Below are 24,453 nucleotides of genomic sequence, written 5' to 3'. Positions count from 1 at the left end.
CAGTACAGTGACACCCCGGCCAATCAGAGGAACGCCTACATGTTATGGAAAAAAGGTCGCCGCAGTGACAACGTGGTGGACGCTCGCGGTGACGGTGACGGTGGGGGCGGCGGCGGAATGCGTTTCGGCGGCGGCAAGGGATTGAGCCTGACGGCCGTCCTCCTGATCGTCGGCATCGGCTGGATCACCGGCCAGGACCCGATGCAGATTCTCGGGCAACTGGCCGGGCAGATGGACCAGTCCGCCCCCGCCACCTCACAAACCCGCCAGGCGCCACCGGCCAACGATGAACAGGCCGAGTTCGTGCGCTCGATCCTCGGCGACACCGAAGACACCTGGGGCCAGGTGTTCCAGCAGGCCGGACGCCAGTACCAGCAACCCAAACTGGTGTTGTTCAGCGGCCGGGTCAACTCGGCTTGCGGCCTTGCCTCGTCGGCGACCGGTCCGTTCTATTGCCCGGCAGATCGCCAGGTCTACCTGGACATGAGTTTCTTCAAGGAAATGTCCCAACGTTTCGCTGCCGCCGGCGACTTCGCCCAGGCCTACGTCATTGCCCACGAAGTCGGCCACCATGTGCAGACGCTGCTCGGCGTGTCGGCGAAAATCCAGGAAGCGCGCCAGCAAGGCCGGCAGATGGAGGGCGATGGCGGCTTGCTGGTACGCCAGGAGTTGCAGGCCGATTGCCTGGCGGGTGTGTGGGCCAACCATGCGCAAAAACGCCTGAACTGGCTGGAGCCGGGGGACATCGAAGAGGCCTTGAACGCCGCCAATGCCATCGGCGATGACCGCTTGCAGCAACAAGGCCAGGGTCGCGTGGTGCCGGACTCCTTCACCCACGGCACGTCGGCGCAGCGCGTGCGCTGGTTCAAGACCGGGTTCGCCCAGGGCCAGGTCAGCCAGTGCGACACGTTCGCGGCGAAAAACCTGTAGATGAAGTGGGGGGCGTTGATCGGGCTGGTGCTGTGCTGCGCCGTCGCCCAGGCCGAGGAACAAGGCGTCAACGTGGTCGCCCAAGGGCGACTGCAGTTCAAGGGCGGCGCCATGGCCGTCGGTGTAAGCCCACCGCCGGCGTCCATCCAGCGCGTGTTGATCATCCTCCACGGTCGGCTGCGCAATGCCGACACCTACCTGCACAGCGCCGAAAAGGCTGCCGGGCAGGCCGGACAACTGGGCACCACCCTGATCATCGCCCCGCAGTTTCTCAACGAACAGGACGTGGCGCGCCATCAATTGCCCAATGACCTCCTGCGCTGGCAAGGCAACGACTGGATGGCCGGTGGCTTATCCACAGGGCCCAACCCGGTCAGTTCCTTCCAGGTACTCGACGACATCGTCGCGCGAGTCAGTGACCGGCAGCAGTTTCCCGAAGTGAAAGAGATCGTCATCGCCGGCCATTCCGGCGGCGCCCAGGTCGTGCAGCGCTATGCCCTGCTCGCCCACGGCCAATACCGGATCAGCCCACGCTTTGTCATCGCCAACCCGTCGTCCTATGCCTACTTCGATGCGCAACGGCCCATGGCTTTCGACCCTGCCAGTTGCCCTGGCTTCAATCGTTGGAAATACGGCCTGCAGAACTTGCCAGCCTACGCGGCGGGGCAAACACCTGCGCAACTGGAAGATCACTACGCCAAGCGCGACATCGTCTATTTGCTCGGGCAACAAGACACCGACCCGGAACATCCGGCGCTGGATAAAGGCTGTGAAGCACAAACCCAGGGACCGTATCGGTTACTGCGCGGGCATTTCTTTTTCGACTACCTGACCCGGCGTCATCCCGAGGGGTTGAACCAGCGGCTGATCGAAGTGCCGGGGGTGGGGCATAACGGGGATGGGATGTTGACTTCGCCCGAGGGGTTGAGGGTTCTGTTTGGTCAGTAAGTTTTGTCGCGAATGACAGGGACCTATCGCGAGCAAGCTCGCTCCCACAGGGGGGCTCTGTCGATTACAAAACCTGTGCTCGACACAAATCCATTGTGGGAGCGAGCTTGCTCGCGATAGCGATCGATCAGTCAACCCAGCGCTCAGGCCGAAAGCATCCGCCGCAACGCCGAACAATCCCGCGCATGCCAATCCGTCAGTTCCGGCCATGGATTGTCCGGCAGGTTCACCAGCACCGTCCGCGCCCCCGCCGCACGCCCGCAGTCCAGGTCAAAGCGGTAATCGCCCACCATCACCATCGCCTCGGGCGCCACGTTCCAGGCCTCGGCCAGCTTCAACAGGCCACCGGGGTGAGGCTTGGGCGGTGCTTCGTCGCGGCCCAGCACATCTTCCACGGCAAAACAGTCCGCCAGGCCGATGGCTTCGAGGGTGACGTGGGCCAGCTCGCGGGCGTTACGGGTGAGGATACCCAGGCGATAACCGCGCCCGGCCAGTTCGCGCACCAGCTCAACCGCCCCCGGCGCGGGCCTGGAGCCCAGCGCCAGGTCCCGTTCATGCTCCAGCAGCCAGGCATGCTTGGCCGCCGCTTCCTCGGCGGGCAACCCTGCCAGATGGGTGAGGATGTCGTCTTCGGCCGGAATCGCCAGGGCCACGCGAATCGCCGCGAAGTCATGCACGGCGATCGTCAGCGTGCCATCCATGTCGAACACCCAGTGACGAACCTCGGCCAGGCTCATGCCCAGTCCTTGCGATGACGAATCAGGCCTTCCTGGGTCACCGAGGCCACCAGTTGTCCGGCGCGGTTGAACACGCTGCCACGGGAGAACCCGCGCGAGTTACCGGCCCAGGGGCTGTCCATGGCGTAGAGCAACCAGTCATCGGCGCGCAGGTCGGCATGGAACCACAAGGCGTGGTCGAGGCTGGCGACCTGCATATCTTTGTGCCACACCGATTTACCGTGGGGCAGCAGCGAAGTGGTCAACAGGCCGAAGTCCGACGCGTAGGCCAGCAGGTATTTGTGCAAGGCCGGCGAATCCGCCAGGGCGCCATCGGCACGGAACCACACGTATTTGACCGGGTCGGCCGGTTGCGGGTTGTAAGGGTCTTTTTCGGTGACCGGGCGTACTTCGATCGGCTTGGGGCACAGCAGTTTTTCGCGCATGTGCTCGGGCAGCAGGTGCGCGCGCTGCTGGGTCAGTTCCAGCTCGGACGGCAGGTTCTCCGGCCCGACGACTTGCGGCATGCTGCTCTGGTGCTCAAAGCCCTCTTCGTCGTACTGGAACGAGGCACTGCAGGTAAAAATCGGGTTGCCCTTCTGGATCGCCGTCACCCGGCGGGTGCTGAAGCTGCCACCGTCGCGCACGCGGTCCACCTGGTAGACCACCGGCAGCGCAGCGTCGCCTGGACGCAGGAAATAACCGTGCATCGAATGCACATGGCGCGCAGCTTCCACGGTCTGGCTGGCCGCCGACAACGACTGGCCCAGTACCTGGCCGCCGAACAACTGGCGAAACCCCAGGTCCTGGCTACGCCCGCGAAACAGGTTCTCTTCGATCGGTTCCAGGGTCAGCAGGTCGACCAGATCTTCCAACACGTGGCTCATTCAGACTTTCCTCACACAGCGCAAAAACCGCGCAGTCTATGATAGTGGCCCAGGCCATTCTGGCGGGCATTGTAAACGTCCGTGTCGGCTAACCGTGCAGGGTCTGCAACCACTGCTCACGATTGATGCGATAGAGCACATGGTGACGCAATGGATGACCGACGGCGAGTGTCGGGTGTTCGAAGTCGTCAGCCGGGTCGTGCAGCATGCCAATGGCCTGCATGACCTTTTGCGATGGCAGGTTGTCGACGGCGGTGAACGCCACTACTTCGTCCAGCGTCAACTGGTCGAAGGCACAACGCAGGGCGGTCCACGCCGCTTCGCTGGCATACCCCAGGCCCCAGTGCTCCCGGGCCAGGCGCCAACCGATCTCGATAGCCGGTGTGAAAGGCGCATCGAACCCGACCACACCCAGCCCGGTGAAGCCAATGAAGGCGCCAGTGTCCTTGCGTTCCAGGGCCCACAAACCAAAACCATGCTCGGCGAAATGCCCCCGCACGCGACCGATCAGGGCAGCGCTTTCCAAGCGGCTCAGGCGCGCCGGGAAATAACGCATCACCTGCGGGTCTGCGCACATGGCGGCAAATTCCGGCAAGTCATCATCGCGCCACTGCCGCAAGAGCAGCCGTGCGCTTTCCAGTTCCAGTATCGGCTCCATTTTCACTCCTCTTCCATGCCCCAGAGTCTACATCGCTGGTAGGATCCGTCACTCACTCACCGCTGAAAACACTATGCCTCTGCCGCTTATCTATCACGAAGACTACAGCCCCGACTTCCCGGCGGAACACCGTTTCCCCATGGACAAGTTTCGCCTGTTGCGCGATCACCTGGTGGACAGCGGCCTGACCCGCGACGCGGACCTGCTGCGCCCGTCGCTGTGTCCGCCGGACATCCTCGCCCTGGCCCACGACCGTGCGTATATCGAACGCTACATGGGCGGCGAGTTGTCCCGTGAAGATCAACGGCGACTTGGCCTGCCCTGGAGCGAAGCCCTGGCCCGCCGCACGGTGCGTGCCGTGGGCGGCTCGCTCCTGGCCGCCGAACAAGCCCTTGAGCACGGGCTGGCCTGCCACCTGGCCGGCGGCACCCATCACGCCCACTACGACCACCCGGCCGGGTTCTGCATCTTCAACGACCTGGCGGTGATCAGTCGCTATTTCCTGGCCAGCGGCCGGGTCTCACGGGTGCTTATTTTCGACTGCGACGTGCACCAGGGCGACGGCACCGCCCGAATACTCCATGACACCCCGGACGCCGTGACAGTTTCCTTGCACTGCGAAAAGAATTTTCCTGCACGCAAGGCGCAAAGCGACTGGGACATCCCCCTGCCGATGGGCATGGAAGACGCGGCTTATTTGAAGGTGGTGGACGATGCGCTCAACTACTTGCTGCCGCTCTATCAGCCGGACCTGGTGCTGTATGACGCCGGCGTCGACGTACACAAGGATGACGCCCTCGGTTACCTGAAGCTGACCGACGAAGGCCTCGCCGCCCGGGACGAGAGCGTCATGCGCCATTGCCTGGGACGCGACATCCCGGTGGTCGGCGTGATCGGTGGCGGCTACAGCAAGGACCGCAAGGCCCTGGCCCGCCGCCACGGGATCCTGCACCACAGCGCTCAAAGGGTCTGGACGTCATCAGGTTGTCACTGAAACCTGGGCTTTACCCACAATGCCTGTGGAGCGGCCTGTGGATAACCTGAGCGAAACGGCCTACAGGCTATGCTGCCTGTAGCGTACAGAGGCTTGGCTGTTTTTTGATCACTTCCTGAAAAGCGCCACCCACCCCCTGTGGGAGCGAGCTTGCTCGCGATAGCGGTGTATCAGTGACATTCATGTAGCCGACCCTGCGCTATCGCGAGCAAGCTCGCTCCCACAAAGAGTTGTGCTGGTAGAATGCCCCGCCTACCCCAGCCCCCACAGTTCAAATCATGACCTCGACCGCCAAGCCTTCCGCCCCAAACGTCGCCATCATCGGCGGCGGCCCCGCCGGCCTGATGGCGGCCGAGGTGCTAAGCCAGGCGGGCCTTCAAGTCGACCTGTACGACGGCATGCCCTCGGTGGGCCGCAAATTCCTGCTGGCCGGCGTCGGCGGCATGAACATCACCCACTCCGAAGCCTTCCCGGCCTTCCTCTCCCGCTACGGCGAACGTGCGCCGAACATTGCCCCGCTGCTGCGGGCATTCGGCGCCGAGCAATTGTGCGAATGGATTCACGGGCTGGGCATCGATACCTTTGTCGGCAGCTCCGGACGGGTATTTCCTACCGACATGAAAGCCGCGCCACTGCTGCGCGCCTGGCTCAAGCGCCTGCGCGATGCCGGCGTGGCGATCCACACGCGCCATCGCTGGCTCGGCTGGAACCCCGATGGCAGCTTGCGCATAGCGAGTCCGGAAGGTGAGAAAACGCTACGCCCCGACGCGATACTGCTGGCCCTGGGCGGCGGCAGTTGGTCACGCCTGGGCTCCGACGGCGCCTGGATGCTGCCGCTGGAACAACGCGGCGTGGCCCTGGCGCCGTTGCAACCAAGCAACTGCGGGTTCGAGGTAGAAGCCTGGAGCGACCTGATGATCAGCAAATTCGCTGGCGCCCCGCTCAAGAACATCGCCATCGGCCTGAACGACGATGTACCGCGCCTCGGCGAATGCGTGATCACCGCCACCGGCATCGAAGGCAGCCTGATCTACGCCCTGTCGGCACCGGTTCGCGAAGCCATCAACCAACACGGCAGCGCGACGATCCATCTAGACCTGCTGCCCGGACGGCCTGTGGATAAAATCCTCCAGGCCCTGAACAAGCCTCGCGGTTCCCGTTCGATGGCCAAGCACTTGCACAGTCAGTTGGGGATCGACGGCGTCAAGGCTGCGCTATTGCGTGAGCTCACGCCGGCCGAGTGTTTCACTGACCTGGCGCGGCTGGCCCGGGCGATCAAGGCCTTGCCAGTCACCCTGGTGAAGACCCGCCCCTTGGACGAAGCCATCAGCAGCGCCGGTGGCGTGACCTTCGAGGCCCTGGATGAACGCCTGATGCTCAAGCAATTGCCCGGCGTTTTCTGCGCCGGGGAAATGCTCGATTGGGAAGCACCGACCGGCGGTTACCTGCTCACGGCGTGTTTTGCCAGCGGCCGCGCGGCGGGGTTGGGAATCCTGGAATTCTTGAACGGTTGAACCCGTAGGAGCTGACGAGTGAAACGAGGCTGCGATCTTTCCCCATACACTTGAATCTCAAGCGTAAGATCAAAAGATCGCAGCCTCGCTTCGCTCGACAGCTCCTACAGTTCCCATGTGGCCTTTGATATCAAGGCTTACGCTTACGCGGCCCGGTATTGAACACCGGCACTTTGCGCACAGGCTTGACCGAAGGTTCAACAGGCGAGGCATCGCCGCTGTCCACCCACTTGCCCAGGTTGCGCTTGCCGCCGCCACCGGAGGTTTTCGGTTTCTTCGGCTTTTTCGGTTTCTTGATCACCTGGCCGCTGGCATCGGTGTCCGGTACCCGATGTTCAGGCTCGAAGTCCTGTTCCATCTGACGAGTCAGCGCCTGGCGCGTCAGCATCTCGATGGCCGACAGCAGGTTCACTTCGTCGGCGCAGACCAGGGAAATCGCTTCCCCGGTCGAGCCCGCCCGACCGGTACGGCCGATGCGGTGGATGTAGTCCTCGGCGACGATCGGCAGGTCGAAGTTCACCACCAACGGCAAGTCTTCGATATCCAAGCCACGGGCAGCGACGTCGGTCGCCACCAGGATCTGCACTTCGCTGGCCTTGAAGCGGTCCAGTGCGCGCTGGCGGGTGGCTTGGGGTTTGTCACCGTGGATGCCGTCGGCGTTGACGCCCAGGCCCTGGAGTTTTTCCACCAACGCATCAACGCCATTGCGAGTCTTGGCAAAGACCAGCACCTGCTTCCACTTGTTCTTGCGCATCAGGTGCACGAACAATTCCGGCTTGCGCTTCTTGTCCACCGTCACCACCCATTGCTTGACGGTGTTGGCGGCGACGTTGCGCGGGCTCACTTCAATGCTCAGCGGATCGTTGAGCATCTGCCCGGCCAGCAGGCGGATGGCGTCGGAGAAGGTCGCCGAGAACAGCAGCGTCTGGCGCTTCTTCGGCAGGGCCTTGTAGATATTCGCCAGTTCCTCGGAGAAGCCCAGGTCGAGCATGCGGTCGGCTTCGTCCAGCACCAGGGTCTGCAACTGGTTGAACTTCAGCGCGTTCTGGCGGAACAAATCGAGCAGACGCCCAGGCGTGGCGACCAACAGGTCGACGCCTTTGCGCAATTTCATCATCTGCGGGTTGATGCTGACGCCGCCGTACACGGCGTAAGTGCTCAGCGGCAGGTTTTGCGCGTACTGACGCACGCTTTCATGGACCTGCTCAGCCAGCTCACGGGTTGGCACCAGGATCAGCGCTCGCACCGAGTTGGCCGCGACCTTCGGCCCTTCGGTGGTCAGCAACTGCAACAGCGGCACGGCGAAACCGGCGGTCTTGCCGGTGCCGGTCTGGGCCGCGGCCATCAGGTCACGACCGGCCAGCACCGCCGGCATGGCTTGGGCCTGCACCGGGGTCGGGGTCTGGTAGCCGAGCGTCTCAAGGGCGCGCAGCAAGGGTTCGATCAGGCCAAGGGTGGCGAAAGTCATGGAAGTACCGTAGGAAAAATCAGCGCAAGATGTGCAATGCGCGGAAGTTTACCCTAAATCAGGAAGCGGCCGGCGCAGGCTTGGGTTTGCGCCACTGCGGCAAACCGATCAACACCACGGCACTGATGATCACCAACATCGCCACACTTTCTTCAGCGCCAATGGTTTCACCCGCGAACACGATCCCCAGCAACACTGCCACGGCTGGGTTGACGTAGGCATAACTGGTGGCCGCCGCCGGGCGCACATGCTTGAGCAGGTACATGTAGGCATTGAAGGCAACGATCGAACCGAAGCAGGTCAGGTAAGCCAAGGCGAGCCAACCTTCCAGCGGCGGCACGCTGTCCAGGTGCTCGCCGCTGGCCACACTGCCGATCAACAGCACCACACCGCCTACCAGCATCTCCACGGCACTGGCCATCGCCCCTGCCGGCAACGGCACGTGTTTGCTCAGCACCGAACCGAAGGCCCAGGACGCCGCCGCGAATACCAGCAAGGTCGCACCCAACGGGCTGGACTGCAGGTTGGAGCCCAGGTTGAGCATCGCGATACCAATCAACCCCAGCACAATCCCCGCCCATTCCAGACGAGTATTACGCGCACCCCAGAAATATCCGCAGAGCAAGGTAAACAAAGGCACCGTTGCCACCGCCAGGGCCGCCACCCCGGACGCCACGCCAGTGTGCTCGGCCACACTGACCGCGCCGTTACCAAAACTGAGCAACAGTACGCCGATGATGGCCCCGGCCTTCCATTGCGCCCAGGTCGGCGCCGGTGCCCCGCGCCAGCGCAGGAAGCCATACATCAGCGAACCGGCCAGCACAAAACGAATCCCGGCCAGCAACAGCGGCGGCCAATGCTCCACACCGATGCGAATCACCAGGTAGGTCGAACCCCAGATGACATACAAGGCAAAGAAGGCAGCGATCAATGGCAGGGGGAAGCGGCGTGTGCCAGGCATGGTCAGCTCGAAGTCAGGACAATGAGAGACGCTATTCTAGAAAGGCGAAGGGCGGAAATTAAGCTACAAAACCTGTTTATCCGGGCCATACACTTTTCAAAACACGGCGTTCGGCGCTATAAGTCGCGCTTTCGAAAGCCACGTCATTTGGAAGCCTACCTGTGGATAAATACGACCGCATGCTGCTCAGCGCCCTGTTGGAAAACGGTCGTGCGTCCTACGCCGAACTGGCCCGCAAAGTGAACCTGTCAGCCCCCGCCGTGGCCGAGCGGGTCAGCAAACTGGAAGCCAGCGGCGTCATCACCGGTTATCAAGCCAAAGTCGACATGGCGAAGATCGGCCTGCCGGTGCAGTGCGTCATCGAATTGCGGATGAACCAGCATGGCAACCAGAAGACCTACGACGAACTGTGCAAGATCCCACAACTGACCGAGTGCCACCGGGTCACCGGGGACCCGTGCGTGATCATGCAAGCGGCGGTGGGCTCGATGCCGGAACTGGAAGAGCTGATCAACCGCATCGCCAAGTTCGGCTTCAGCAAGACCTCGATCGTGCTGTCCAGCGCCATTGAAAAGCGCGTGCCGTTGGGGCAGTTGGAAGGCAACGGCAAATAATTGCTCAACACAGACCAACCCTGTGGGAGCGAGCTTGCTCGCGAAAGCGGTCTGTCTGACACATCACTCCCACAGTTGCTTTGTGGTGTGTTTAGAACCCGCGATGCCGCTTGAGGTGCTCGTTGATCTTCGCCGCCGGCACTTTCTGCAAACTGCACAGCAGATCATGGGACAACTCCCGCAGCCCGTGCTTTTGCCGCAATTGCGAAGCCAGGTGCGCGGTGAGGTTGGCGGCCATTTCGGCGTCGGCCATGGCCCGGTGAGCCTGGCCGGTATGGGGCAGGCCGGCGAAAGCGTTGAGCGTGCCGAGCTTGTGGTTCGGCGCCGCCGGCATCAGGCGTCGGGCCAGCAACAGTGAGCAGGCAAAATTCTGCAGGCGGGTGCGCTTGATTCGCCCCAGTTCGAAGTCCCAGAACTTCTGGTCGAACGCGGCGTTGTGGGCCAGCAGCGGCGTGATGCCAACGAACTCGTTGACCTCGTTCATCACTTTTTCCGCCGACGGGGCGCTGCGCAGCATGGCGTTGCTGATGCCGGTCAATTGCTCAATAAACGCAGGGATACGCACACCGGCATTCATCAGGCTCTGGTAGCGGTCGACGATCCGGCCTTGTTCGAGCATCACCACCGCGATTTCAGTGGCCCGGCAACTGCTGCTCGGGGTGATCCCGGTGGTTTCAAAGTCGATGACTGCGATGCGTTCCAAACCTTTTGAACTCCGTGAAAAATCAATTCTTGAGCAACAACGCACCTTCGATGGGCACGTAGCGGCTGGCGGCGCGGATCAGCGAGTTGGCGGTCAACCCCGGCACGCCATAGACCACCGCTTGTACACCATGCTTCTGGATGATGCGCTCGAGCAGCATGTCGAAATCGCCGTCGCCGGAGGCCAGCACCACTTCGTCGACGTGGTCGGCGGCGTCCATGATGTCCAGCGTGATGCCCACGTCCCAGTCGCCCTTGGCCGAGCCGTCGCTGCGCTGGATGTAGGGCTTGAGCTTCACGACAAAACCCAGGTTGCGCAGGATCTGCTGGAATTGCTGCTGCTTGCTGTCACCGCGATCGATCGCGTAGGCATAGGCCTCGACGATCTGCCCCTGCTTGCTGACATCAGCCCACAGCGCGGCGTAGTTGAAATGGCAACCGTAGGCTTGGCGCACGGTGTAGTAGAGGTTCTGGACATCGGCGAACACTGCAATTTTTTTCACCGCGTTTCCTCTTGGATGCACACGCACACAGGCCACCAGGGCCGAAAAGTCGCCCAGTATGCCAGCCCGAAGGATTGTTCCGCGAATAATCGGCCCGAGGCGCCAGGGCGCCCCGGACGAATGGCAGGTCAGACGAAGGAGTCGTCGTCGCCGAAGAAAGAAGAATCGTCGCTGTAGTCCGCGTCGCTGAAACCGCCCTGGTCGTTGCCGTAGGCGTCGTTATCGGCCACCCGCGGCTCATCGCCCCAGCCGTTGTCTGCGGTGTCGTTGACCGGTTGCGCCGGTTCCTCCTTGATGACCTCGACGATTTCCTGCGGTTGCTGGTTACTGTGGAACAGGCTGCTGATGCCTTGGGCCAGCATCACGCCGCCGGCCACGCCTGCCGCGGTTTTCAGGGCGCCGCCCAGGAAGCTGCCCGCTGCCGGGGCCTGCTGCTGCGGTGCGCCATAATTGCCGGGCGAGGCGCCGAAGCCTTGTTGGGGCTGGGGCTGGGGCTGGGCATTGAAGGACGGCTGTCCCGGTTCGCGCCAGCCTCCCCCACTGGACGTCGGCGCGCTTGCCGGGCGTGAATCCCGGGCGCTGCCACCAAAAATGCTCGACAGAAAGCCTGCGCCACCGCTGGGTGCCGATGGCTGGGAACGGGCCCGTTGCAGCTCGGCCTGCAACTGCTCGACTTGCTGGGTGAGTTGCTTGTTCTGTTCATCGAGGCGCTTGATCGCGGCCTCCTGCACCAGAATCGCCTGGGCCATGAAATAGCCCGCCGCAGGCTGGCTGGCCAGGTGTTCCTTGATCCGCGCCTCGGCCTGGACGTCACGCGGGGCTGAATCCTTTTCGGCCTGTTGCAGCCGTGAAAACAGTCCATCGATCAGGGTTTGTTCTTCGCTGTTCATGGCGACCTCATTAGATTGCCGGGTAGAAACCATTCCGGTCCTGAAGACCGGTGCCCACCAGTAATGGGGCTCGTCGCAAAGGTTTCAATGGTCTTTACCTGATGTTTACGTTTGCTTGTGCGGGCGCCTGATCGGTTAAAGTATCGGACCGCTTTTGAACTGCGATACCGACTCATGAATCCGTTTGACGTGCTGCGCGACTCTTTGTATTTCTTCAAGCGCCATCTGGGCCGGATCGCCCAGCTGTGCCTGCCGCTGGTCATACTCGAGGCTTTGCTGCAGCAAGGCGTGGACAGCGCCGTCGGCCCCGAGGGTTTCCCCGGCTACAGCGTGATCGTCGGGTTATTGGTGTACCCCTTGTACACCGCCGCGTTGATCCTGTTTCTCGACGCACGCAGCCGCGGCGAAGCACCACGCACCCGTGACCTGCTCGCAACGGCCCTCACCCTGTGGCCACGCTTTGCCTTGCTGACGGCCCTCAACACACTGTTGATCCTGGTGGGGCTGTCGTTGTACTTCCTGCCGGGCCTGTGGCTGATGGTGACCCTGGCCTTCAGTGAATACCTGTTGGTCCTCAGGGGCCTGACACCCCTGGCTGCGATGAAGGAAAGCCTGAACATGTCCCGCGGTAACTTCTGGCGGGTCCTGCTGTGCATCCTCTGTGTGATGGGCCCGCTGTGGCTGCTCAAGGGCGTCAGCGTCTCGGTGTATCCACCGCCTCAGAACCCTGTGCTCAGCCTGCTGATCGAGAGCGTCCACAGCTTCTTGCAACTGTTCACCAGCGTGGTGCTGTTCCGCATGTTCATGTTGATCGAAGCCAAGCCTGACAACCGCTGATCGCACACTGCGAAGGCCCTGGGCTTGGGCTTGAGAACCGCACTCGGTTATGCTCGGGATCACTTTCGCGTTTCGCCCATAAGCCGACCCATGACCCGTCTACTGCGCTACACCTTGCTGGGCCTGCTGTCGATCGTCAGCCTGGCCGCCCTGTCGATCTACGGCCTGACCTGGCGGCCGCAGCCCCGGGAAACCCTGCCGGTCAGTTGCACCGCCAACGCAGCACCGCTGGTGCCCGGCCAGGCCTTGAAGGTGATGACCTGGAACGTGCAGTTCCTCGCCGGCAAACGCTACGTGTTCTGGCACGACCTGGCCCAGGGCAACGATGAAAGCCCGACCCAGGAAGACATGGCCTTCAGCCTCGACGAAGTGGCACGGGTCATCCGCGATGAGCAACCGGACGTCGTGCTGCTCCAGGAACTGGACAAGGGCGCCAAGGCCAGCGATTACCAGGACCAGCTCAAGCTGTTGCAGGAGCGGCTGGCCGACCTCTATCCGTGCGGCACCAGCGCCTTCGACTGGAAGGCCGACTTCATCCCCGACCCGCACATCTTCGGCAGCGTCGGCCGGCAACTGGCGACCCTGAGTCGCTACCGCATCGACCATGCCGAACGGGTACAACTGCCGGTGGCAGACGCCAATATCATCAGCCGTCAGTTCCAGCCAAAAAACGCCTTGTTGGTGAGCTATCTGTCGCTGAGCGGCGGCGGCCAACTGGCGGTGCTCAACACCCACCTGGAACGGGCCAGCGAGCCGGACGAAACCCTGCCCAGACAAATCACCGCCGTGGCCAAGGCCTTGGATACATTCGAATCCGCGGGCACACCCTGGCTGATCGGCGGCGACTTCAACCTGCTGCCCCTGGGCCAGTACCGGCGCCTGCCGTCCGAGCAACGCACGCCCTACTCCGCTGACAGCCCCTTGCACCTGTTGTGGGACAAATACCCGATGATCCCCACCAACAACGAGGCCAGCGGCATCGATCGCGCACACTGGCTGACCCACTACCCGAACGACCCCGGCCTCAACGGCCCCGACCGCACCGTCGACTACCTGTTCTACAGCCCGCGCCTCAAACGAGTCGAAGCCCAGGTAAGACAGGACGACACCTTGCGCATCTCCGATCATTTGCCGGTGATTGCGCGGTTTTTGTTGCCGCCTGCTATTGGCTGACACACCGCCATCGCGAGCAAGCTCGCTCCCACAGTGGATCTATATCGCAATTCTAGTGCCGGTTTGGGATAACGCCCGGCCGACACGAGCAGTACGCTCCGACTGTCCTGATGGTATTGCTCTGAGGCCTTCTCAGACTGAACACCCATTTCAAGGAGAGATCCATGAGCGACACCCAGATTCGCCTGGCCGAACACAACGACGTTGAAGCGATTGGTGTGTTGTTTGATGCGTATCGGCAGTTCTACAGGATGGATGCCGACCTGCAGCGGGCGACCGCCTATGTCAGGGCGCGAATTGAACAGGGTGAGTCCCTGGTGTTCGTTGCAGAGAACGCCGCCAAGGAGATTGTGGGGTTCTGCCAGCTCTACCCAACCTTTTGCTCGGTTTTCACGGCGCGCATCTTCACTTTGTATGATCTTTTCGTTGATTCGAACGTGCGCCAACGGGGTATAGGCAAAAAGCTGCTTATGGCCGCCGAAGCATATGCCAGGCAACAAGGGGCAGTCCGTATGGACTTGCGCACGGCCAAGACCAATCAATCCGCCCAGGCGCTCTATGAGTCTGCAGGTTGGATACGCGACGAGATGTTTTTCAGCTACAGCAAGTTTCTTGAGAAAGACTGACTCTGTGTTGAATCTGGAATCAGCTCACTTACGCGGCTTGACCCGCGCCGTCGCCTCCGCCACCAGCGGGTCGTCCGGCCAGTAATGTTTGGGATAACGCCCCTTGAGGTCTTTCTTCACCTCGGCGTAGGTGCTGCGCCAGAAGTTCGCCAGGTCCTGGGTGACCTGCACCGGCCGGCGCGCCGGTGACAGCAGGTGCAACTTGACCACCTGCCGCCCGCCAGCAATGCGCGGGGTATCGGCCAGGCCGAAGAGCTCCTGCAGGCGCACCGCCAGGATCGGCGGATGCTCGCTGTAGTCCAGGCGGATCGACGACCCCGAGGGCACGCTCAAATGGTGCGGCGCCAGTTCATCCAAGCGTTGCGGCAGGGGCCAGGGCAACAGGTTGTGAACGATGCTAGACAAGTCCAGGTTGGCAAAATGGCTGAGGCGCGAGACGCGACCCAGATACGGCATCAACCAATGTTCGAGACTGCCCAGCAATGCGCTATCGCTGACATCCGGCCATTCGCTCTCGCCCTTGGCGTCCAGGTCCAGGCGACGCAGCAGCGCCACCCGCGCCTGCCATTGCCGCAGTTCCGGGGTCCAGGGCAATAATTCCAGGCCCTTGCGCCGCACCAGGTTCACCAGGGCCTGGCTACGGGCCGACTCATCCAGGCCGGTCAGCGGTTCGCGGCTGAGCACCAGTTCGCCAACCTTGCGCTGGCGCTCGGCGCGCAGCACGCCTTCGCGCTCGTCCCAATCCAGTTGATCTACAACACGGACTTGTTCGGCCAGCACCGAATCGAACAGCGCCGGGTCGAAATCCGTCGCCAGGTAGATCCGTTCTTCGCGCTGGCCCTGACGGCTGCCCAGGTCGGCGATCACCAGCCACGCTTGTTTCATCAGGCTGTCCGCCTCGGCAAACAGCGCCGCACGGCCGTTGGCCAAACGGTATTCGGCGCCGCCGGGCCGGCGTTGCTGGGCGACGCGGTCCGGGTAGGCCAGCGCCAGCAACGCGCCGAGCCAGCGCGGATGATCGGGATCGGCCACGGCTTCTTCGGCCTTGCCCCGCAGGTAACCGCGATATTGCCGGGCCAATTGTCGCGCCCGCTGCACCCCGCCCTGGGCGCCGCGTGCTGCTCGTTCTTCGCCGGACAGCAAGGCCAGGCGACTGTGCAGATCCGCGCCGGCGCCGCGCAGAATATCGCGCTCGCCCAACAGTGCGGCGACGTTGCAGGCCATGTCCGCCAGCCCCAACGCCTGGCCGCGCAACAGCAGATGAGCGATACGCGGGTGGGCCGGCAGTTCAGCCATGGCCTGCCCGTGGCGGGTCAGTTGCTCGCCCTCCAGCGCGCCCAGGCGTTGCAGCAGGTCCTGGGCCTGGGCATATGCGGCGGTGGGCGGAATGTCGAGCCAGACCAATTGCTGCGGCGTCACACCCCAGCGTCCCAACTGCAGGGCCAATCCGGCCAGGTCCGCCGACAGAATCTCCGCGCTGCCGTAGGCGGCCAATTGTTCATGCTGGTCTTCGGACCACAATCGATAGCAGACACCAGGCTCCAGACGCCCGGCCCGACCGGCCCGCTGGGTGGCGCTGGCTCGGGAAATGCGCTGGGTGTCGAGCCGGGTCATGCCGCTGCCCGGGTCGAAACGCGGCACCCGGGCCAGTCCGGCGTCGATCACCACCCGCACGCCATTGATGGTCAGGCTGGTTTCGGCGATGTTGGTGGCCAGCACCACTTTGCGCTGGCCGGGCGGCGCGGGATCGATGGCAGCGCGTTGGGCGGCGAGGTCCAGTTCACCGTGCAGCGGACAGAGCAACACATTGCCGCCCTCGCCCAAGGCCTCGGCCAATTGCTGATGGACCCGGCGGATCTCCGCCTGCCCGGGCAAGAACACCAGGACGCTGCCGGTTTCATCGTGCAGTGCGTCCAGCACGGTCTGCACCAGCCGCGGCTCGATGAACTCGCCGGGCTGGAACGGCCGGCCCCAGCGCACCGTCACCGGGAACATGCGGCCTTCGCTGCGCAGGATCGGCGCATTGTCCAGCAACCCGGCCAGGCGCTCGCCTTCCAGGGTCGCGGACATCAGCAGGATCTTCAGTGGCTGGTCTTCGCGAAACAGCTCCCGACCGTTGAGGCTCAAGGCCAGGGCCAGGTCGGCGTCGAGACTGCGCTCATGGAATTCATCGAAAATCAGCAGCCCCACGCCTTCCAGCGCCGGATCGTCCTGCAAGCGCCGGGTGAGGATGCCTTCGGTGACCACTTCAATACGGGTCTTGGGGCCGACCTTGCTGTCGAGGCGAATCCGATAGCCGACGGTTTCACCGACCTTTTCCCCCAGCTCGCTGGCCAGTCGCTCGGCCGCCGCCCGTGCCGCCAGGCGCCGGGGTTCGAGCATCAGGATGGTCTGCCCGGCCAGCCAGGGCTCGTTCAGCAAGGCCAGGGGAACACGGGTGGTTTTACCGGCACCGGGCGGCGCTTCGAGCACGGCTTCGTGGCGCGATGCCAAGGCTTGACGCAGGGCGGGTAAAACTTCATCAATCGGCAAAGAAATCATGCTGGCTCCAAAACAGAGGGCCGAGTATAACGGCGAACTGTTTAGCGTGGTCTGGACTCCAACCAGCAACGCCTTTACCTGTTCAGGAGATTGCTATGCGTATTCCCTTTCGCGTGATCGGTGGCGTCCTGGTCGCCGCCCTGCTGACTCAGATCAGCGCCTGCGGCTCGATCTTCTACCCGGACCGTCGCGGCCAGATCGACGGCAAGATCGACCCGGCGATTGCCGCGCTCGATGCCGTCGGCCTGCTGTTCTACATCATCCCCGGCCTGATCGCATTCGCCGTGGACTTCGCCACCGGCGCCATTTACTTCGAGCCGGGCAAGAGTGTCCAGATCGAGCCAGAGAAACTCAAGCCGGCCATCAACCCCGACGGCACCGTCAATAACCAAAAATTGCAGGCGATCCTGGAACGCGAACTGGGCCGCAGCTTCCCGCTGGACGATCCTCGGCTGATCCAGCACAAGGGCAGCGCGCAACAACTGGCCGCCCTCGGCCTCAAGCCCGCCGCATGACAAGCGCTATTGAAGGAACGACCGCGCCATGACCACCAGCACCGAACACGCCCGTCTGCTGCGCCTGGCCACCCGGGCGTCAGTGGCCGTGGCGCTTATCCTGGTCGTCGCCAAGGCCCTGGCCTGGTGGCTGAGCGGCTCGGTGAGCATGCTTGCCGGCCTGACCGACTCGGCACTGGACGGCGTCACCTCGCTGCTCAATCTGCTGGCGGTGCATTACGCCCTGCGCCCCGCCGATGATGATCATCGTTACGGTCATGGCAAGGCCGAATCCCTGGCCGGCATGGCCCAGGCACTGTTTATCGGCGGCAGTGCGGTATTGATTGCCTTGCAGGCTTTCGAGCGGCTGAAAAACCCGGTGCCGGTGGACGCCCCCTGGCTGAGTGTCGGCGTGATCGTGTTTTCCCTCGGGCTGACCCTGGCGCTGCTGGCGTTGCAGCATCGGGTCATCCGCGCCACCGGCTCCAACGCCGTGCGCGCCGACTCGCTGCACTATCGCTCCGACTTGTTGCTCAACGGCAGCATCCTGGTGGCGCTGGTGCTGGCCGGGTTTGGCTGGTATCAACTGGACGCCTGGTTCGGCCTGGGGATCGCCATTTACATTCTGTGGAGCGCCGTCCAGATCGCCCGGGAAAGCTTCGCCGTGCTGATGGATCAGGAACTGCCGCCCGACGTCAGCCAGCACATGCTGGAACTGGCCTGCGCCGTGCCCGGCGTGCTCGGTGCCCATGACTTGCGTACGCGGATCTCCGGCAACCACTGGTTCGTGCAGCTGCACCTGGAGTTGCCGGGGGAACTGACCCTGTCAGTGGCCCACGGCATCAGCGACCAGGCCGCCGATGCGATCCATGATGTCTATCCGAAGGCCGAAGTGCTGGTGCATGCCGATCCGTCGGAAGTGGTGCAGCGCGCCAGCGCTTGATGTCCGAACCCGTGGCGAGGGAGCTTGCTCCCGCTCGGTTGCGCAGCGACCGTAAAAATCCTGGGCCTGCTGCGCAGTCCAGCGGGAGCAAGCGCCCTCGCCACAAGAGCGGCATCCCGTCTCCCGCCAGAACTCAGTACGTCACCTGATACCCACGACTACTCAAGCAACTGCCCTGGGCCTGGCGATAGGTCTGCACCACTTCCGGCGCCGGTGGGTAGCTGTAGTTGCGCGGATCGAAACCGCTCTGCTGCACCGCCCAGCGATAGCAGTCGTAGCCATCCTGATTGACCTGCTCGGGCGACTGGCCGTTGGCCGGGTAGGCCACCACGTCAAAGCTGTTGCCTTGCGGTTGAGGCTGCGGGTTGGCCACGGGCGGCTCGACCACGACGTAGTCCTGGGTGCTGGCTTCGTAGATGTAATAGGCGCCGGCAGCGAGAAAGAACAGCGAGCTGCCGATCCACACTTCCCTGGCGTAATCGGGCAGGTAACGGGTACGGATGCCCCGCGGTGGCTCGACCACGATGTAACGCGGCCCTTGAGGGCGATACCAGTAGCCGCCCGAGTAGAAATAATCCTGGCCGCGATAGGGCACGCGGTAGTTGCGATCCGGGAAACGGTCGATCACATAACCCGGACGGTATTGCGGCCCCGAGCCCCAGCCGTTGCCATGGCCGTCCGGCCGACCGGGCCAATGCTGCTCGGGACGGTTGTCGTGGCTTGGGCGTGGCCCGCCGTTTGGATAACCGTCGTTGCGACGCGGGACATCGCGGTAATACCCCGGTTGCGGTTCGCGGGTCTGGGTCACGCTGTCGGGCCGGCCCTGGATCGGCAGGTTGTTGCCGGACTGCGGCTGAGGCTGCGGACGCCCATGGCCGTTGGGGTCTTGGGGGCCACGATCGTAGCGCTGGCCGCTGGGGTCTTGAGGCCCACGATCATAGCGCTGGCCGCCCTGGTACTGCGGCTGTGGCTTGACCTCGAACTGACGACTGTTATCGCCCCGAATGATTTCGTTGCTCTGCGGCCGCGGCTGGACCGAGTGACCCTGGCCGTTGCCGCCGCGCCCGTCCTGCCCGCGACCGCCGTCGGGGCCGCCACGGTTTTGCTGATCGTCGGCCATTCCCTGCGCACTGACACTTGCCCACAACAGACCAACACCTGCCAAACGCCAGATGCGCGACTTCATGAAATTCCTCACAACGGTTCAGGGCCTGATAGTAAGACTGGAAAAGCCCAGGCCGGTTCTGCGACAGGTTATCAGCCACGGGGTTTATTTCGCAGGCAGCTGAAAGTTTTCCTCTAAGATGCCTATCGATTTCGCCGGTTGACAGGGACTTCCATTCACCCGTAACGACTACCGGCATCTGTCGCAATGAGCCAATCAAGGGAGTGAAGGCATGTCAATTCCATCCAGACAGGGTCAGAGACACCTCGTGCGGTACCTCGTCACGAGGATCCGCCTTGTTGGCCTGATACTGCTGCCCGTAGCCCTGTGGGGCTGCGCGCCCGCGCCGCTGGTGCATGAAGATGATAAGCGGCTGAGCCGAATGCTGTGTGAAGTGGGGGAACAACGGGTGACCCTGAGCCCACGGTTCTCCTACGACCTGCCAGGGCCATTGCGGCACACGCCGTGCGGCTCTATCGAAAGTGGCTTCGGCTACGACAAGCGGCGCGATATACAATCGGCGGGCACTTCCGGCACCTTTCGCTCCGGTGAGCTCGAAGTCTTGGCTTCATCGCTTTTCATCGTCGTCGAGGGTTTACTCGACGGCAAGGAGGAGGGGACGCTTTATTCCCCCGAGCAATTCCTACAATACCAACTCGCCTTGATGGACCTTACCCCAAGCAAAGCGCGTCCAGAGTTGATCGACTGGGTAACCCGACAAGGCATGCAATGCCTGCGCTTTCATAACGTATGGCACAGCCCGACGGACTCCTGGGAAGAGGTCGTCAAATACTGGTGTTGGGAAAACCAGAGCGGCCTGACACAGCCGTTCTCGGTACGCGCAGGCCAACGCTTGCCCGAAGGCACCAAAGGCTATGACCTTGAGCAGGCCTTTATCCTGCCGTTCTTCCAGAGTCTGAAAATCAATCGCCTCCCCGAGGCCGCCCTGGCCGAGGCGGACGCAAAAATCAAGGCCGCCTGCGCCCACGTCAAATCCCGTTATGACCAGCACCTGAATTGGGGCAGCGATTACCCCGACAAGCGCCTGACCCGCCAGCGCCTGCGCTCCTGCGGTTATGACGTGCCCTAGCCGAAGCAAATTCTTGCGCCCATAAAAAAGGGAGGCCCGTCGGCCTCCCCTTGAGAATTTCGTCCGTGCTCGACGCTTATGACGTCGGCTCACCTCACGCCGTCTTCTGGACAGTGTGTAGCTCGGGGGCCTGCCAGTACCGGTGGGTACTGCGACCGCAGCCGGCCTGATTGGGCGGGCTGCACTGGACTGTTTGTCCGAGCAGTGATCTTGGTAATAAGAGTAAACCTGAGGTGCCGACAGATGATTGCTAAGATTGCGGAAATAAACATCACTTGCGCAATTTTTAACCCCGGATAGATAATCTGCCGCAATTATCAAGATAAAGGCCCGACCGATGAGCAAACTCGACCGTTACGACCTGAGCATTCTGGCGGAATTGCAGCGCGACGCGCGCATCTCCAACCAGGAACTGGCCGAACGCATCGGCCTGTCGCCCTCCCCCTGCTCACGCCGGGTCAAGCAGTTGGAAGATGACGGCTACATCACCCGCCAGGTCGCCCTGCTCGACCGCAAGCTGCTGGGCCTGAGCCTGACGGCTTATGTGCTGATCGGCATGGACCGCCACACACCCGAGCGCTTCGAGAACTTCGAAGCCGCCATCCGCAACCTGCCGCAAGTGCTGGAGTGCAGCCTGGTCACCGGCATGGACGCGGACTATCAGCTCAAGGTCGTGGTGCCGGACATGGACCATTACCAGAAACTGCTGCTGGGGCACCTGACCCGGATCGATGGCGTCACCAGCGTGCGTTCGAGCTTTGTGCTGAACCAGGTGCTCAACAGCACCGAACTGCCGTTGACGCATCTGCGCAGCTGACCGCTTTTGTGGCATTGATCGTTCCCACGCTCTGCGTGGGAACGCCTCTCCGGACGCTCTGCGTTCGGCTCTTGGAGGGGACGCAGAGCGTCCCGGGCTGCATTCCCACGCAGAGCGTGGGAACGATCAACAGTGAACTTGAGGCGATGAATAGCTGCGACACACCGCCGCAGGCCAATCCCGCGCCCGCGCCTCATGCCTTATACTCGCCGCGCCTTTTCAACCCCGCCCACGCCGGAGTGTCCTGATGGATCCTGCTGTTTTCGAAGAGTGGATGATGACCGGCCTGGTCAGCATCCTGATCATTTTCATGGGTTTCATCGTCTGGGATCTGGCGAAGAAGTCCAAGGCCGGGCGTTTCGGCTCGTTCATCCTGTTTTTCGTGCTGGGCCTCGGCGTGGCCGCGTTCGTCATCAAGAGCGTAGTGATCGGCCTGATCGAGTCCGGGGCGTTATAAGCGCGCTGGCACTTCCTTCCACTGGCCCTGATCGAGCCCTTCGATCGTCCAGTCGCCGATCCTGACTCGCACCAGGCGCAATGTCGGCAAACCCACGGCGGCCGTCATGCGTCGTACCTGGCGATTGCGCCCCTCGCGTATCACCAGCTCCACCCAGCTCGTGGGCACGCTTTTACGAAAACGTACCGGCGGGTTGCGCGGCCACAGTTGCGGCTCATCCAATGAGCGCGCCTCGGCCGGCAGGGTCATGCCGTCGTTCAACTCCACCCCATCGCGCAATCGCTGCAACTGTTCGGCACTCGGCTCGCCCTCCACCTGCACCCAATAGGTCTTGGCCAGCTTGTGCTTGGGGTCGGCAATACGTGCCTGCAACTGCCCATCATTGGTCAGCAACAGCAGGCCTTCGCTGTCGCGATCCAGCCGTCCGGCCGGATAGATGCCCGGTACGTCGATAAAATCCTTGAGCGTCGCCCGCCCTTCACCGTCACTGAATTGCGTCAGCACATCGAAGGGTTTGTTGAACAGGATCAGCTTCGGCTCGGCCGGCGGGGCCTTGGCCACACGGCGCGGGGCGGCGGCGGGAAGCTTCGCGCCAGGGCGACGGGAAGCAGGGCGTGGAGGACGGGGCATGGCGAATACAACATCTAACAGTCGGGCCGACCATGCTAGTGGCCCGACCGTTAAATAACCACCACCCCCTTCAACAGCGCATCAGCGGAACGGCGGCTCGTCGAAGCTGCGCAGCTTGCGCGAATGCAACGAGTTGAGTTCGGTGCGCAACAGGTCCAGCGCCTCGATGCCGATCTTCAGGTGCTGGTTGACCGCTCGCTCATAGAACGCGTTGGCCGAGCCCGGCAGCTTGATTTCGCTGTGCAACGGTTTGTCCGAGACGCAAAGCAACGTGCCATAGGGCACCCGCAGACGATAGCCCTGGGCGGCGATGGTGCCGCTTTCCATGTCCACCGCCACGGCGCGGGACAGGTTGATCAGCGGACGTTCCTGGGCCCAGCGCAGCTCCCAGTTGCGATCGTCGTAAGTCAACACGGTGCCGGTGCGCAGGCGTTTTTTCAGCTCATCGCCCTTTTCGCCAGTGATGTTCGCCGCGGCCTGTTGAAGTGCCATCTGCACTTCGGCCAGGGCCGGAATCGGAATGTTCGGCGGCACCACCCGGTCGAGAATGCCATCGCGGCGCATGTAGGCGTGGGCCAGCACGTAGTCGCCAATGGTCTGGGACTGCCGCAACCCGCCGCAGTGACCGATCATCAGCCAGCAATGCGGGCGCAGCACGGCCAGGTGGTCGGTGATGTTCTTGGCGTTGGACGGGCCGACACCGATGTTCACCAGGGTCACGCCATGGCCATCATTGGTCTGCAGGTGATAGGCCGGCATCTGGTAGCGGTGCCAGACCACACCGGCGGCGATGGCCGACGCTTCGCTGTGCTCCATGTTCTTGTCGATGATCACGTTGCCCGGCAGGACCATGCGCACAAAACGCGGGTCGCTGCGCAGTTGCTCCAGGCCATGGACGATGAACTGGTCGACATAGCGGTGGTAGTTGGTCAGCAGGATCCACGGCTGCACATGGCGCCAGTCGCTGCCGGTGTAGTGCACCAGCCGGCGCAGGGAAAAATCCACCCGCGCCGCGTCGAACAGCGCCAAAGGCAGCGGGTCGGTGTTTTCCCAGTCATAGAGGCCATCGGCAATGCCGTCGGTGGCGGCCGACAGGTCGGTGCTGGGGAAAACCCGCGCCAGCACGGCGGCGGTCACGCCGGAGCCGGCCAGTTCGTCGCCCTGCTCCACCACGTACGGGTACGGGATGTTCTGCTCGCTGACGCCCACTTCCACGGTGACGGTAAAGTCGTGCATAAGCGGGACCAGCTGTTCCAGCAGGTATTTACGGAAGGCGGCGGGGTGGGTGACGGTGACACTGTAGGTGCCGGGCAACTGGACCTTGGCATAGGCACGCGTGGTTTGCGGGACTTCGCCGTGGCAGTGATAGGTCAGGCGCAAGGCCGGATAGCGAAACAACGCACGCTGCTCGGCATCCGGCTCGACGCGGTCCTTGAGATAACGCATCAGCGCCTGGTTCAACGCGGTGGTCGCACGCTCGTGCAGGGCCGCCAGACGATCCACGGCTTGTTCGGCGGTTTGAACGACAATAAACGCTTCGGTCACGATCAGCTTCCTGTGTTCTGACTTGCAGGCCTTCATCTTGCCTGCATCGCCGCCTGACGGGAACAGTGGCGTAGTGGACTCGATCGATTCCCTGTGGGAGCGAGCTTGCTCGCGATAGCGGTGTGTCAGTCACCGCAGGTGCTGGATGGGCCGACGCCATCGCGAGCAAGCTCGCTCCCACCCTTGATCGCCGGGGGCCGCGGAATCTTCATTCATCGCAGATCCCCTGTGGGAGCGAGCTTGCTCGCGATAGCGGTGTGTCAGTCGCCACAGAGGCTCGATGGCCCGAAGCCTTCGCGAGCAAGCTCGCTCCCACAATAGATCTTCAGGGACCCAGGACTGCCATTCAC

General features: G+C 62.9%; 25 protein-coding genes. 13 read left to right on the top strand and 12 right to left on the bottom strand.

Annotation, left to right across the window (positions count from 1 at the left end; genetic code table 11):
- Positions 1-39 precede the first annotated feature (39 nt).
- Complete coding sequence (ypfJ, locus tag AB4Z20_RS21115) at positions 40-930, top strand: KPN_02809 family neutral zinc metallopeptidase (protein ID WP_214512882.1); 891 nt, start codon at positions 40-42, stop codon at positions 928-930.
- On the top strand, positions 931-1,878 hold the full coding sequence (locus tag AB4Z20_RS21110; RefSeq protein ID WP_442090535.1) for an alpha/beta hydrolase: 948 nt from the start codon (positions 931-933) through the stop codon (positions 1,876-1,878).
- Between the two features lie 143 nt (positions 1,879-2,021).
- Here AB4Z20_RS21110 and AB4Z20_RS21105 read toward each other — a convergent pair whose 3' ends face one another.
- The 3 genes from AB4Z20_RS21105 to AB4Z20_RS21095 form a co-directional block, all read right to left on the bottom strand.
- The gene (locus AB4Z20_RS21105) at positions 2,022-2,615 is read right to left on the bottom strand and encodes an HAD family hydrolase (protein WP_253469585.1); all 594 of its coding nucleotides are present in this window, start codon (positions 2,613-2,615) and stop codon (positions 2,022-2,024) included.
- Positions 2,612-3,481 carry an acyl-CoA thioesterase II gene (tesB, locus tag AB4Z20_RS21100; protein WP_018604976.1) on the bottom strand — a complete coding sequence of 290 codons (870 nt, stop codon included), beginning with the start codon at positions 3,479-3,481 and terminating at the stop codon, positions 2,612-2,614. Before tesB ends, AB4Z20_RS21105 begins: the two co-directional genes overlap by 4 nt.
- Before the next feature lie 88 nt (positions 3,482-3,569).
- Positions 3,570-4,139: a GNAT family N-acetyltransferase gene (locus AB4Z20_RS21095; RefSeq protein ID WP_253469588.1), complete on the bottom strand. Its 570-nt coding sequence runs from the start codon at positions 4,137-4,139 to the stop codon at positions 3,570-3,572.
- Between the two features lie 73 nt (positions 4,140-4,212).
- On the opposite strand from AB4Z20_RS21095, the gene AB4Z20_RS21090 reads away from it, so the two are divergent.
- A complete protein-coding gene (locus tag AB4Z20_RS21090; protein ID WP_253469591.1) occupies positions 4,213-5,133 on the top strand; it encodes a histone deacetylase family protein in 921 nt (306 codons plus the stop codon).
- A gap of 278 nt (positions 5,134-5,411) precedes the next feature.
- Positions 5,412-6,647: a TIGR03862 family flavoprotein gene (locus AB4Z20_RS21085; protein ID WP_442090534.1), complete on the top strand. Its 1,236-nt coding sequence runs from the start codon at positions 5,412-5,414 to the stop codon at positions 6,645-6,647.
- 130 nt (positions 6,648-6,777) lie between these two features.
- Here the strand turns inward: AB4Z20_RS21085 and AB4Z20_RS21080 are convergent, their stop codons facing one another.
- Positions 6,778-8,115 carry a DEAD/DEAH box helicase gene (locus tag AB4Z20_RS21080; protein WP_253469597.1) on the bottom strand — a complete coding sequence of 446 codons (1,338 nt, stop codon included), beginning with the start codon at positions 8,113-8,115 and terminating at the stop codon, positions 6,778-6,780.
- Positions 8,116-8,173: 58 nt separating this feature from the next.
- Entirely contained in the window at positions 8,174-9,076 is a 903-nt protein-coding gene (yedA, locus tag AB4Z20_RS21075; protein ID WP_253469600.1) for a drug/metabolite exporter YedA, read from the bottom strand.
- Between the two features lie 161 nt (positions 9,077-9,237).
- Between yedA and AB4Z20_RS21070 the strand changes: the two genes are divergently transcribed.
- Complete coding sequence (locus AB4Z20_RS21070; RefSeq protein WP_003205835.1) at positions 9,238-9,690, top strand: Lrp/AsnC family transcriptional regulator; 453 nt, start codon at positions 9,238-9,240, stop codon at positions 9,688-9,690.
- 91 nt (positions 9,691-9,781) lie between these two features.
- Here the strand turns inward: AB4Z20_RS21070 and AB4Z20_RS21065 are convergent, their stop codons facing one another.
- The 3 genes from AB4Z20_RS21065 to AB4Z20_RS21055 all read right to left on the bottom strand — a co-directional run bounded on the left by AB4Z20_RS21065 (position 9,782) and on the right by AB4Z20_RS21055 (position 11,785).
- A complete protein-coding gene (locus tag AB4Z20_RS21065; RefSeq protein ID WP_092173958.1) occupies positions 9,782-10,393 on the bottom strand; it encodes a 3'-5' exonuclease in 612 nt (203 codons plus the stop codon).
- 22 nt (positions 10,394-10,415) lie between these two features.
- Complete coding sequence (locus AB4Z20_RS21060; protein ID WP_442090533.1) at positions 10,416-10,895, bottom strand: LabA-like NYN domain-containing protein; 480 nt, start codon at positions 10,893-10,895, stop codon at positions 10,416-10,418.
- A 128-nt stretch (positions 10,896-11,023) separates the two neighbouring features.
- Entirely contained in the window at positions 11,024-11,785 is a 762-nt protein-coding gene (locus AB4Z20_RS21055; RefSeq protein WP_442090532.1) for a DUF2076 domain-containing protein, read from the bottom strand.
- Between the two features lie 174 nt (positions 11,786-11,959).
- On the opposite strand from AB4Z20_RS21055, the gene AB4Z20_RS21050 reads away from it, so the two are divergent.
- The 3 genes from AB4Z20_RS21050 to AB4Z20_RS21040 all read left to right on the top strand — a co-directional run bounded on the left by AB4Z20_RS21050 (position 11,960) and on the right by AB4Z20_RS21040 (position 14,421).
- On the top strand, positions 11,960-12,622 hold the full coding sequence (locus AB4Z20_RS21050) for a YciC family protein (RefSeq protein ID WP_214512890.1): 663 nt from the start codon (positions 11,960-11,962) through the stop codon (positions 12,620-12,622).
- A gap of 90 nt (positions 12,623-12,712) precedes the next feature.
- Positions 12,713-13,795: an endonuclease/exonuclease/phosphatase family protein gene (locus AB4Z20_RS21045; RefSeq protein ID WP_442090531.1), complete on the top strand. Its 1,083-nt coding sequence runs from the start codon at positions 12,713-12,715 to the stop codon at positions 13,793-13,795.
- Positions 13,796-13,959: 164 nt separating this feature from the next.
- Positions 13,960-14,421 carry a GNAT family N-acetyltransferase gene (locus tag AB4Z20_RS21040; protein ID WP_253469610.1) on the top strand — a complete coding sequence of 154 codons (462 nt, stop codon included), beginning with the start codon at positions 13,960-13,962 and terminating at the stop codon, positions 14,419-14,421.
- Positions 14,422-14,445: 24 nt separating this feature from the next.
- Here AB4Z20_RS21040 and hrpB read toward each other — a convergent pair whose 3' ends face one another.
- A complete protein-coding gene (gene hrpB, locus AB4Z20_RS21035) occupies positions 14,446-16,962 on the bottom strand; it encodes an ATP-dependent helicase HrpB (protein ID WP_442090530.1) in 2,517 nt (838 codons plus the stop codon).
- 95 nt (positions 16,963-17,057) lie between these two features.
- On the opposite strand from hrpB, the gene AB4Z20_RS21030 reads away from it, so the two are divergent.
- Both AB4Z20_RS21030 and AB4Z20_RS21025 read left to right on the top strand, forming a co-directional pair.
- On the top strand, positions 17,058-17,477 hold the full coding sequence (locus AB4Z20_RS21030) for a hypothetical protein (protein ID WP_053182066.1): 420 nt from the start codon (positions 17,058-17,060) through the stop codon (positions 17,475-17,477).
- A 28-nt stretch (positions 17,478-17,505) separates the two neighbouring features.
- Positions 17,506-18,399: a cation diffusion facilitator family transporter gene (locus tag AB4Z20_RS21025; RefSeq protein ID WP_214512894.1), complete on the top strand. Its 894-nt coding sequence runs from the start codon at positions 17,506-17,508 to the stop codon at positions 18,397-18,399.
- Between the two features lie 133 nt (positions 18,400-18,532).
- Here AB4Z20_RS21025 and AB4Z20_RS21020 read toward each other — a convergent pair whose 3' ends face one another.
- Positions 18,533-19,585, bottom strand: a complete 1,053-nt coding sequence (locus AB4Z20_RS21020; RefSeq protein WP_442090529.1) for a DUF6515 family protein — start codon at positions 19,583-19,585, stop codon at positions 18,533-18,535.
- 331 nt (positions 19,586-19,916) lie between these two features.
- Here AB4Z20_RS21020 and AB4Z20_RS21015 point away from each other — a divergent pair, with 331 nt between their 5' ends.
- From AB4Z20_RS21015 to AB4Z20_RS21005, 3 genes are all read left to right on the top strand, one after another.
- A complete protein-coding gene (locus AB4Z20_RS21015) occupies positions 19,917-20,654 on the top strand; it encodes a hypothetical protein (protein ID WP_442090528.1) in 738 nt (245 codons plus the stop codon).
- Positions 20,655-20,991: 337 nt separating this feature from the next.
- Positions 20,992-21,471 (top strand): Lrp/AsnC family transcriptional regulator, encoded by a 480-nt coding sequence (locus tag AB4Z20_RS21010; protein ID WP_003185723.1) that lies wholly within the window; start codon positions 20,992-20,994, stop codon positions 21,469-21,471.
- 247 nt (positions 21,472-21,718) lie between these two features.
- Positions 21,719-21,928 (top strand): DUF2788 domain-containing protein, encoded by a 210-nt coding sequence (locus AB4Z20_RS21005; protein ID WP_003185724.1) that lies wholly within the window; start codon positions 21,719-21,721, stop codon positions 21,926-21,928.
- Here AB4Z20_RS21005 and AB4Z20_RS21000 read toward each other — a convergent pair.
- The gene (locus tag AB4Z20_RS21000; protein WP_161796661.1) at positions 21,923-22,489 is read right to left on the bottom strand and encodes a pseudouridine synthase; all 567 of its coding nucleotides are present in this window, start codon (positions 22,487-22,489) and stop codon (positions 21,923-21,925) included. The genes AB4Z20_RS21005 and AB4Z20_RS21000 overlap by 6 nt on opposite strands.
- A gap of 150 nt (positions 22,490-22,639) precedes the next feature.
- Positions 22,640-24,139, bottom strand: a complete 1,500-nt coding sequence (gene amn / locus AB4Z20_RS20995; RefSeq protein ID WP_161796662.1) for an AMP nucleosidase — start codon at positions 24,137-24,139, stop codon at positions 22,640-22,642.
- Between the last annotated feature and the right edge of the window lie 314 nt (positions 24,140-24,453).

The organism is Pseudomonas sp. KB_12, from assembly GCF_052114545.1.
GTDB classification, from domain to species: Bacteria; Pseudomonadota; Gammaproteobacteria; order Pseudomonadales; family Pseudomonadaceae; genus Aquipseudomonas; species Aquipseudomonas brassicacearum.
The sequence above is the reverse complement of the archived record's forward strand: the minus strand, read 5'-3'. Positions and strand labels throughout refer to the sequence as shown.

What these genes read in the sequence shown, in the direction of transcription:
- ypfJ (WP_214512882.1), top strand. Translation starts at nt 40, where the DNA reads ATGTTATGGAAAAAAGGTCGCCGCAGTGACAACGTGGTGGACGCTCGC.
- AB4Z20_RS21110 (WP_442090535.1), top strand. Translation starts at nt 931, where the DNA reads ATGAAGTGGGGGGCGTTGATCGGGCTGGTGCTGTGCTGCGCCGTCGCC.
- AB4Z20_RS21105 (WP_253469585.1), bottom strand. Translation starts at nt 2,615, where the DNA reads ATGAGCCTGGCCGAGGTTCGTCACTGGGTGTTCGACATGGATGGCACG.
- tesB (WP_018604976.1), bottom strand. Translation starts at nt 3,481, where the DNA reads ATGAGCCACGTGTTGGAAGATCTGGTCGACCTGCTGACCCTGGAACCG.
- AB4Z20_RS21095 (WP_253469588.1), bottom strand. Translation starts at nt 4,139, where the DNA reads ATGGAGCCGATACTGGAACTGGAAAGCGCACGGCTGCTCTTGCGGCAG.
- AB4Z20_RS21090 (WP_253469591.1), top strand. Translation starts at nt 4,213, where the DNA reads ATGCCTCTGCCGCTTATCTATCACGAAGACTACAGCCCCGACTTCCCG.
- AB4Z20_RS21085 (WP_442090534.1), top strand. Translation starts at nt 5,412, where the DNA reads ATGACCTCGACCGCCAAGCCTTCCGCCCCAAACGTCGCCATCATCGGC.
- AB4Z20_RS21080 (WP_253469597.1), bottom strand. Translation starts at nt 8,115, where the DNA reads ATGACTTTCGCCACCCTTGGCCTGATCGAACCCTTGCTGCGCGCCCTT.
- yedA (WP_253469600.1), bottom strand. Translation starts at nt 9,076, where the DNA reads ATGCCTGGCACACGCCGCTTCCCCCTGCCATTGATCGCTGCCTTCTTT.
- AB4Z20_RS21055 (WP_442090532.1), bottom strand. Translation starts at nt 11,785, where the DNA reads ATGAACAGCGAAGAACAAACCCTGATCGATGGACTGTTTTCACGGCTG.
- AB4Z20_RS21050 (WP_214512890.1), top strand. Translation starts at nt 11,960, where the DNA reads ATGAATCCGTTTGACGTGCTGCGCGACTCTTTGTATTTCTTCAAGCGC.
- AB4Z20_RS21045 (WP_442090531.1), top strand. Translation starts at nt 12,713, where the DNA reads ATGACCCGTCTACTGCGCTACACCTTGCTGGGCCTGCTGTCGATCGTC.
- AB4Z20_RS21040 (WP_253469610.1), top strand. Translation starts at nt 13,960, where the DNA reads ATGAGCGACACCCAGATTCGCCTGGCCGAACACAACGACGTTGAAGCG.
- hrpB (WP_442090530.1), bottom strand. Translation starts at nt 16,962, where the DNA reads ATGATTTCTTTGCCGATTGATGAAGTTTTACCCGCCCTGCGTCAAGCC.
- AB4Z20_RS21030 (WP_053182066.1), top strand. Translation starts at nt 17,058, where the DNA reads ATGCGTATTCCCTTTCGCGTGATCGGTGGCGTCCTGGTCGCCGCCCTG.
- AB4Z20_RS21025 (WP_214512894.1), top strand. Translation starts at nt 17,506, where the DNA reads ATGACCACCAGCACCGAACACGCCCGTCTGCTGCGCCTGGCCACCCGG.
- AB4Z20_RS21020 (WP_442090529.1), bottom strand. Translation starts at nt 19,585, where the DNA reads ATGAAGTCGCGCATCTGGCGTTTGGCAGGTGTTGGTCTGTTGTGGGCA.
- AB4Z20_RS21010 (WP_003185723.1), top strand. Translation starts at nt 20,992, where the DNA reads ATGAGCAAACTCGACCGTTACGACCTGAGCATTCTGGCGGAATTGCAG.
- AB4Z20_RS21005 (WP_003185724.1), top strand. Translation starts at nt 21,719, where the DNA reads ATGGATCCTGCTGTTTTCGAAGAGTGGATGATGACCGGCCTGGTCAGC.
- amn (WP_161796662.1), bottom strand. Translation starts at nt 24,139, where the DNA reads ATGAAGGCCTGCAAGTCAGAACACAGGAAGCTGATCGTGACCGAAGCG.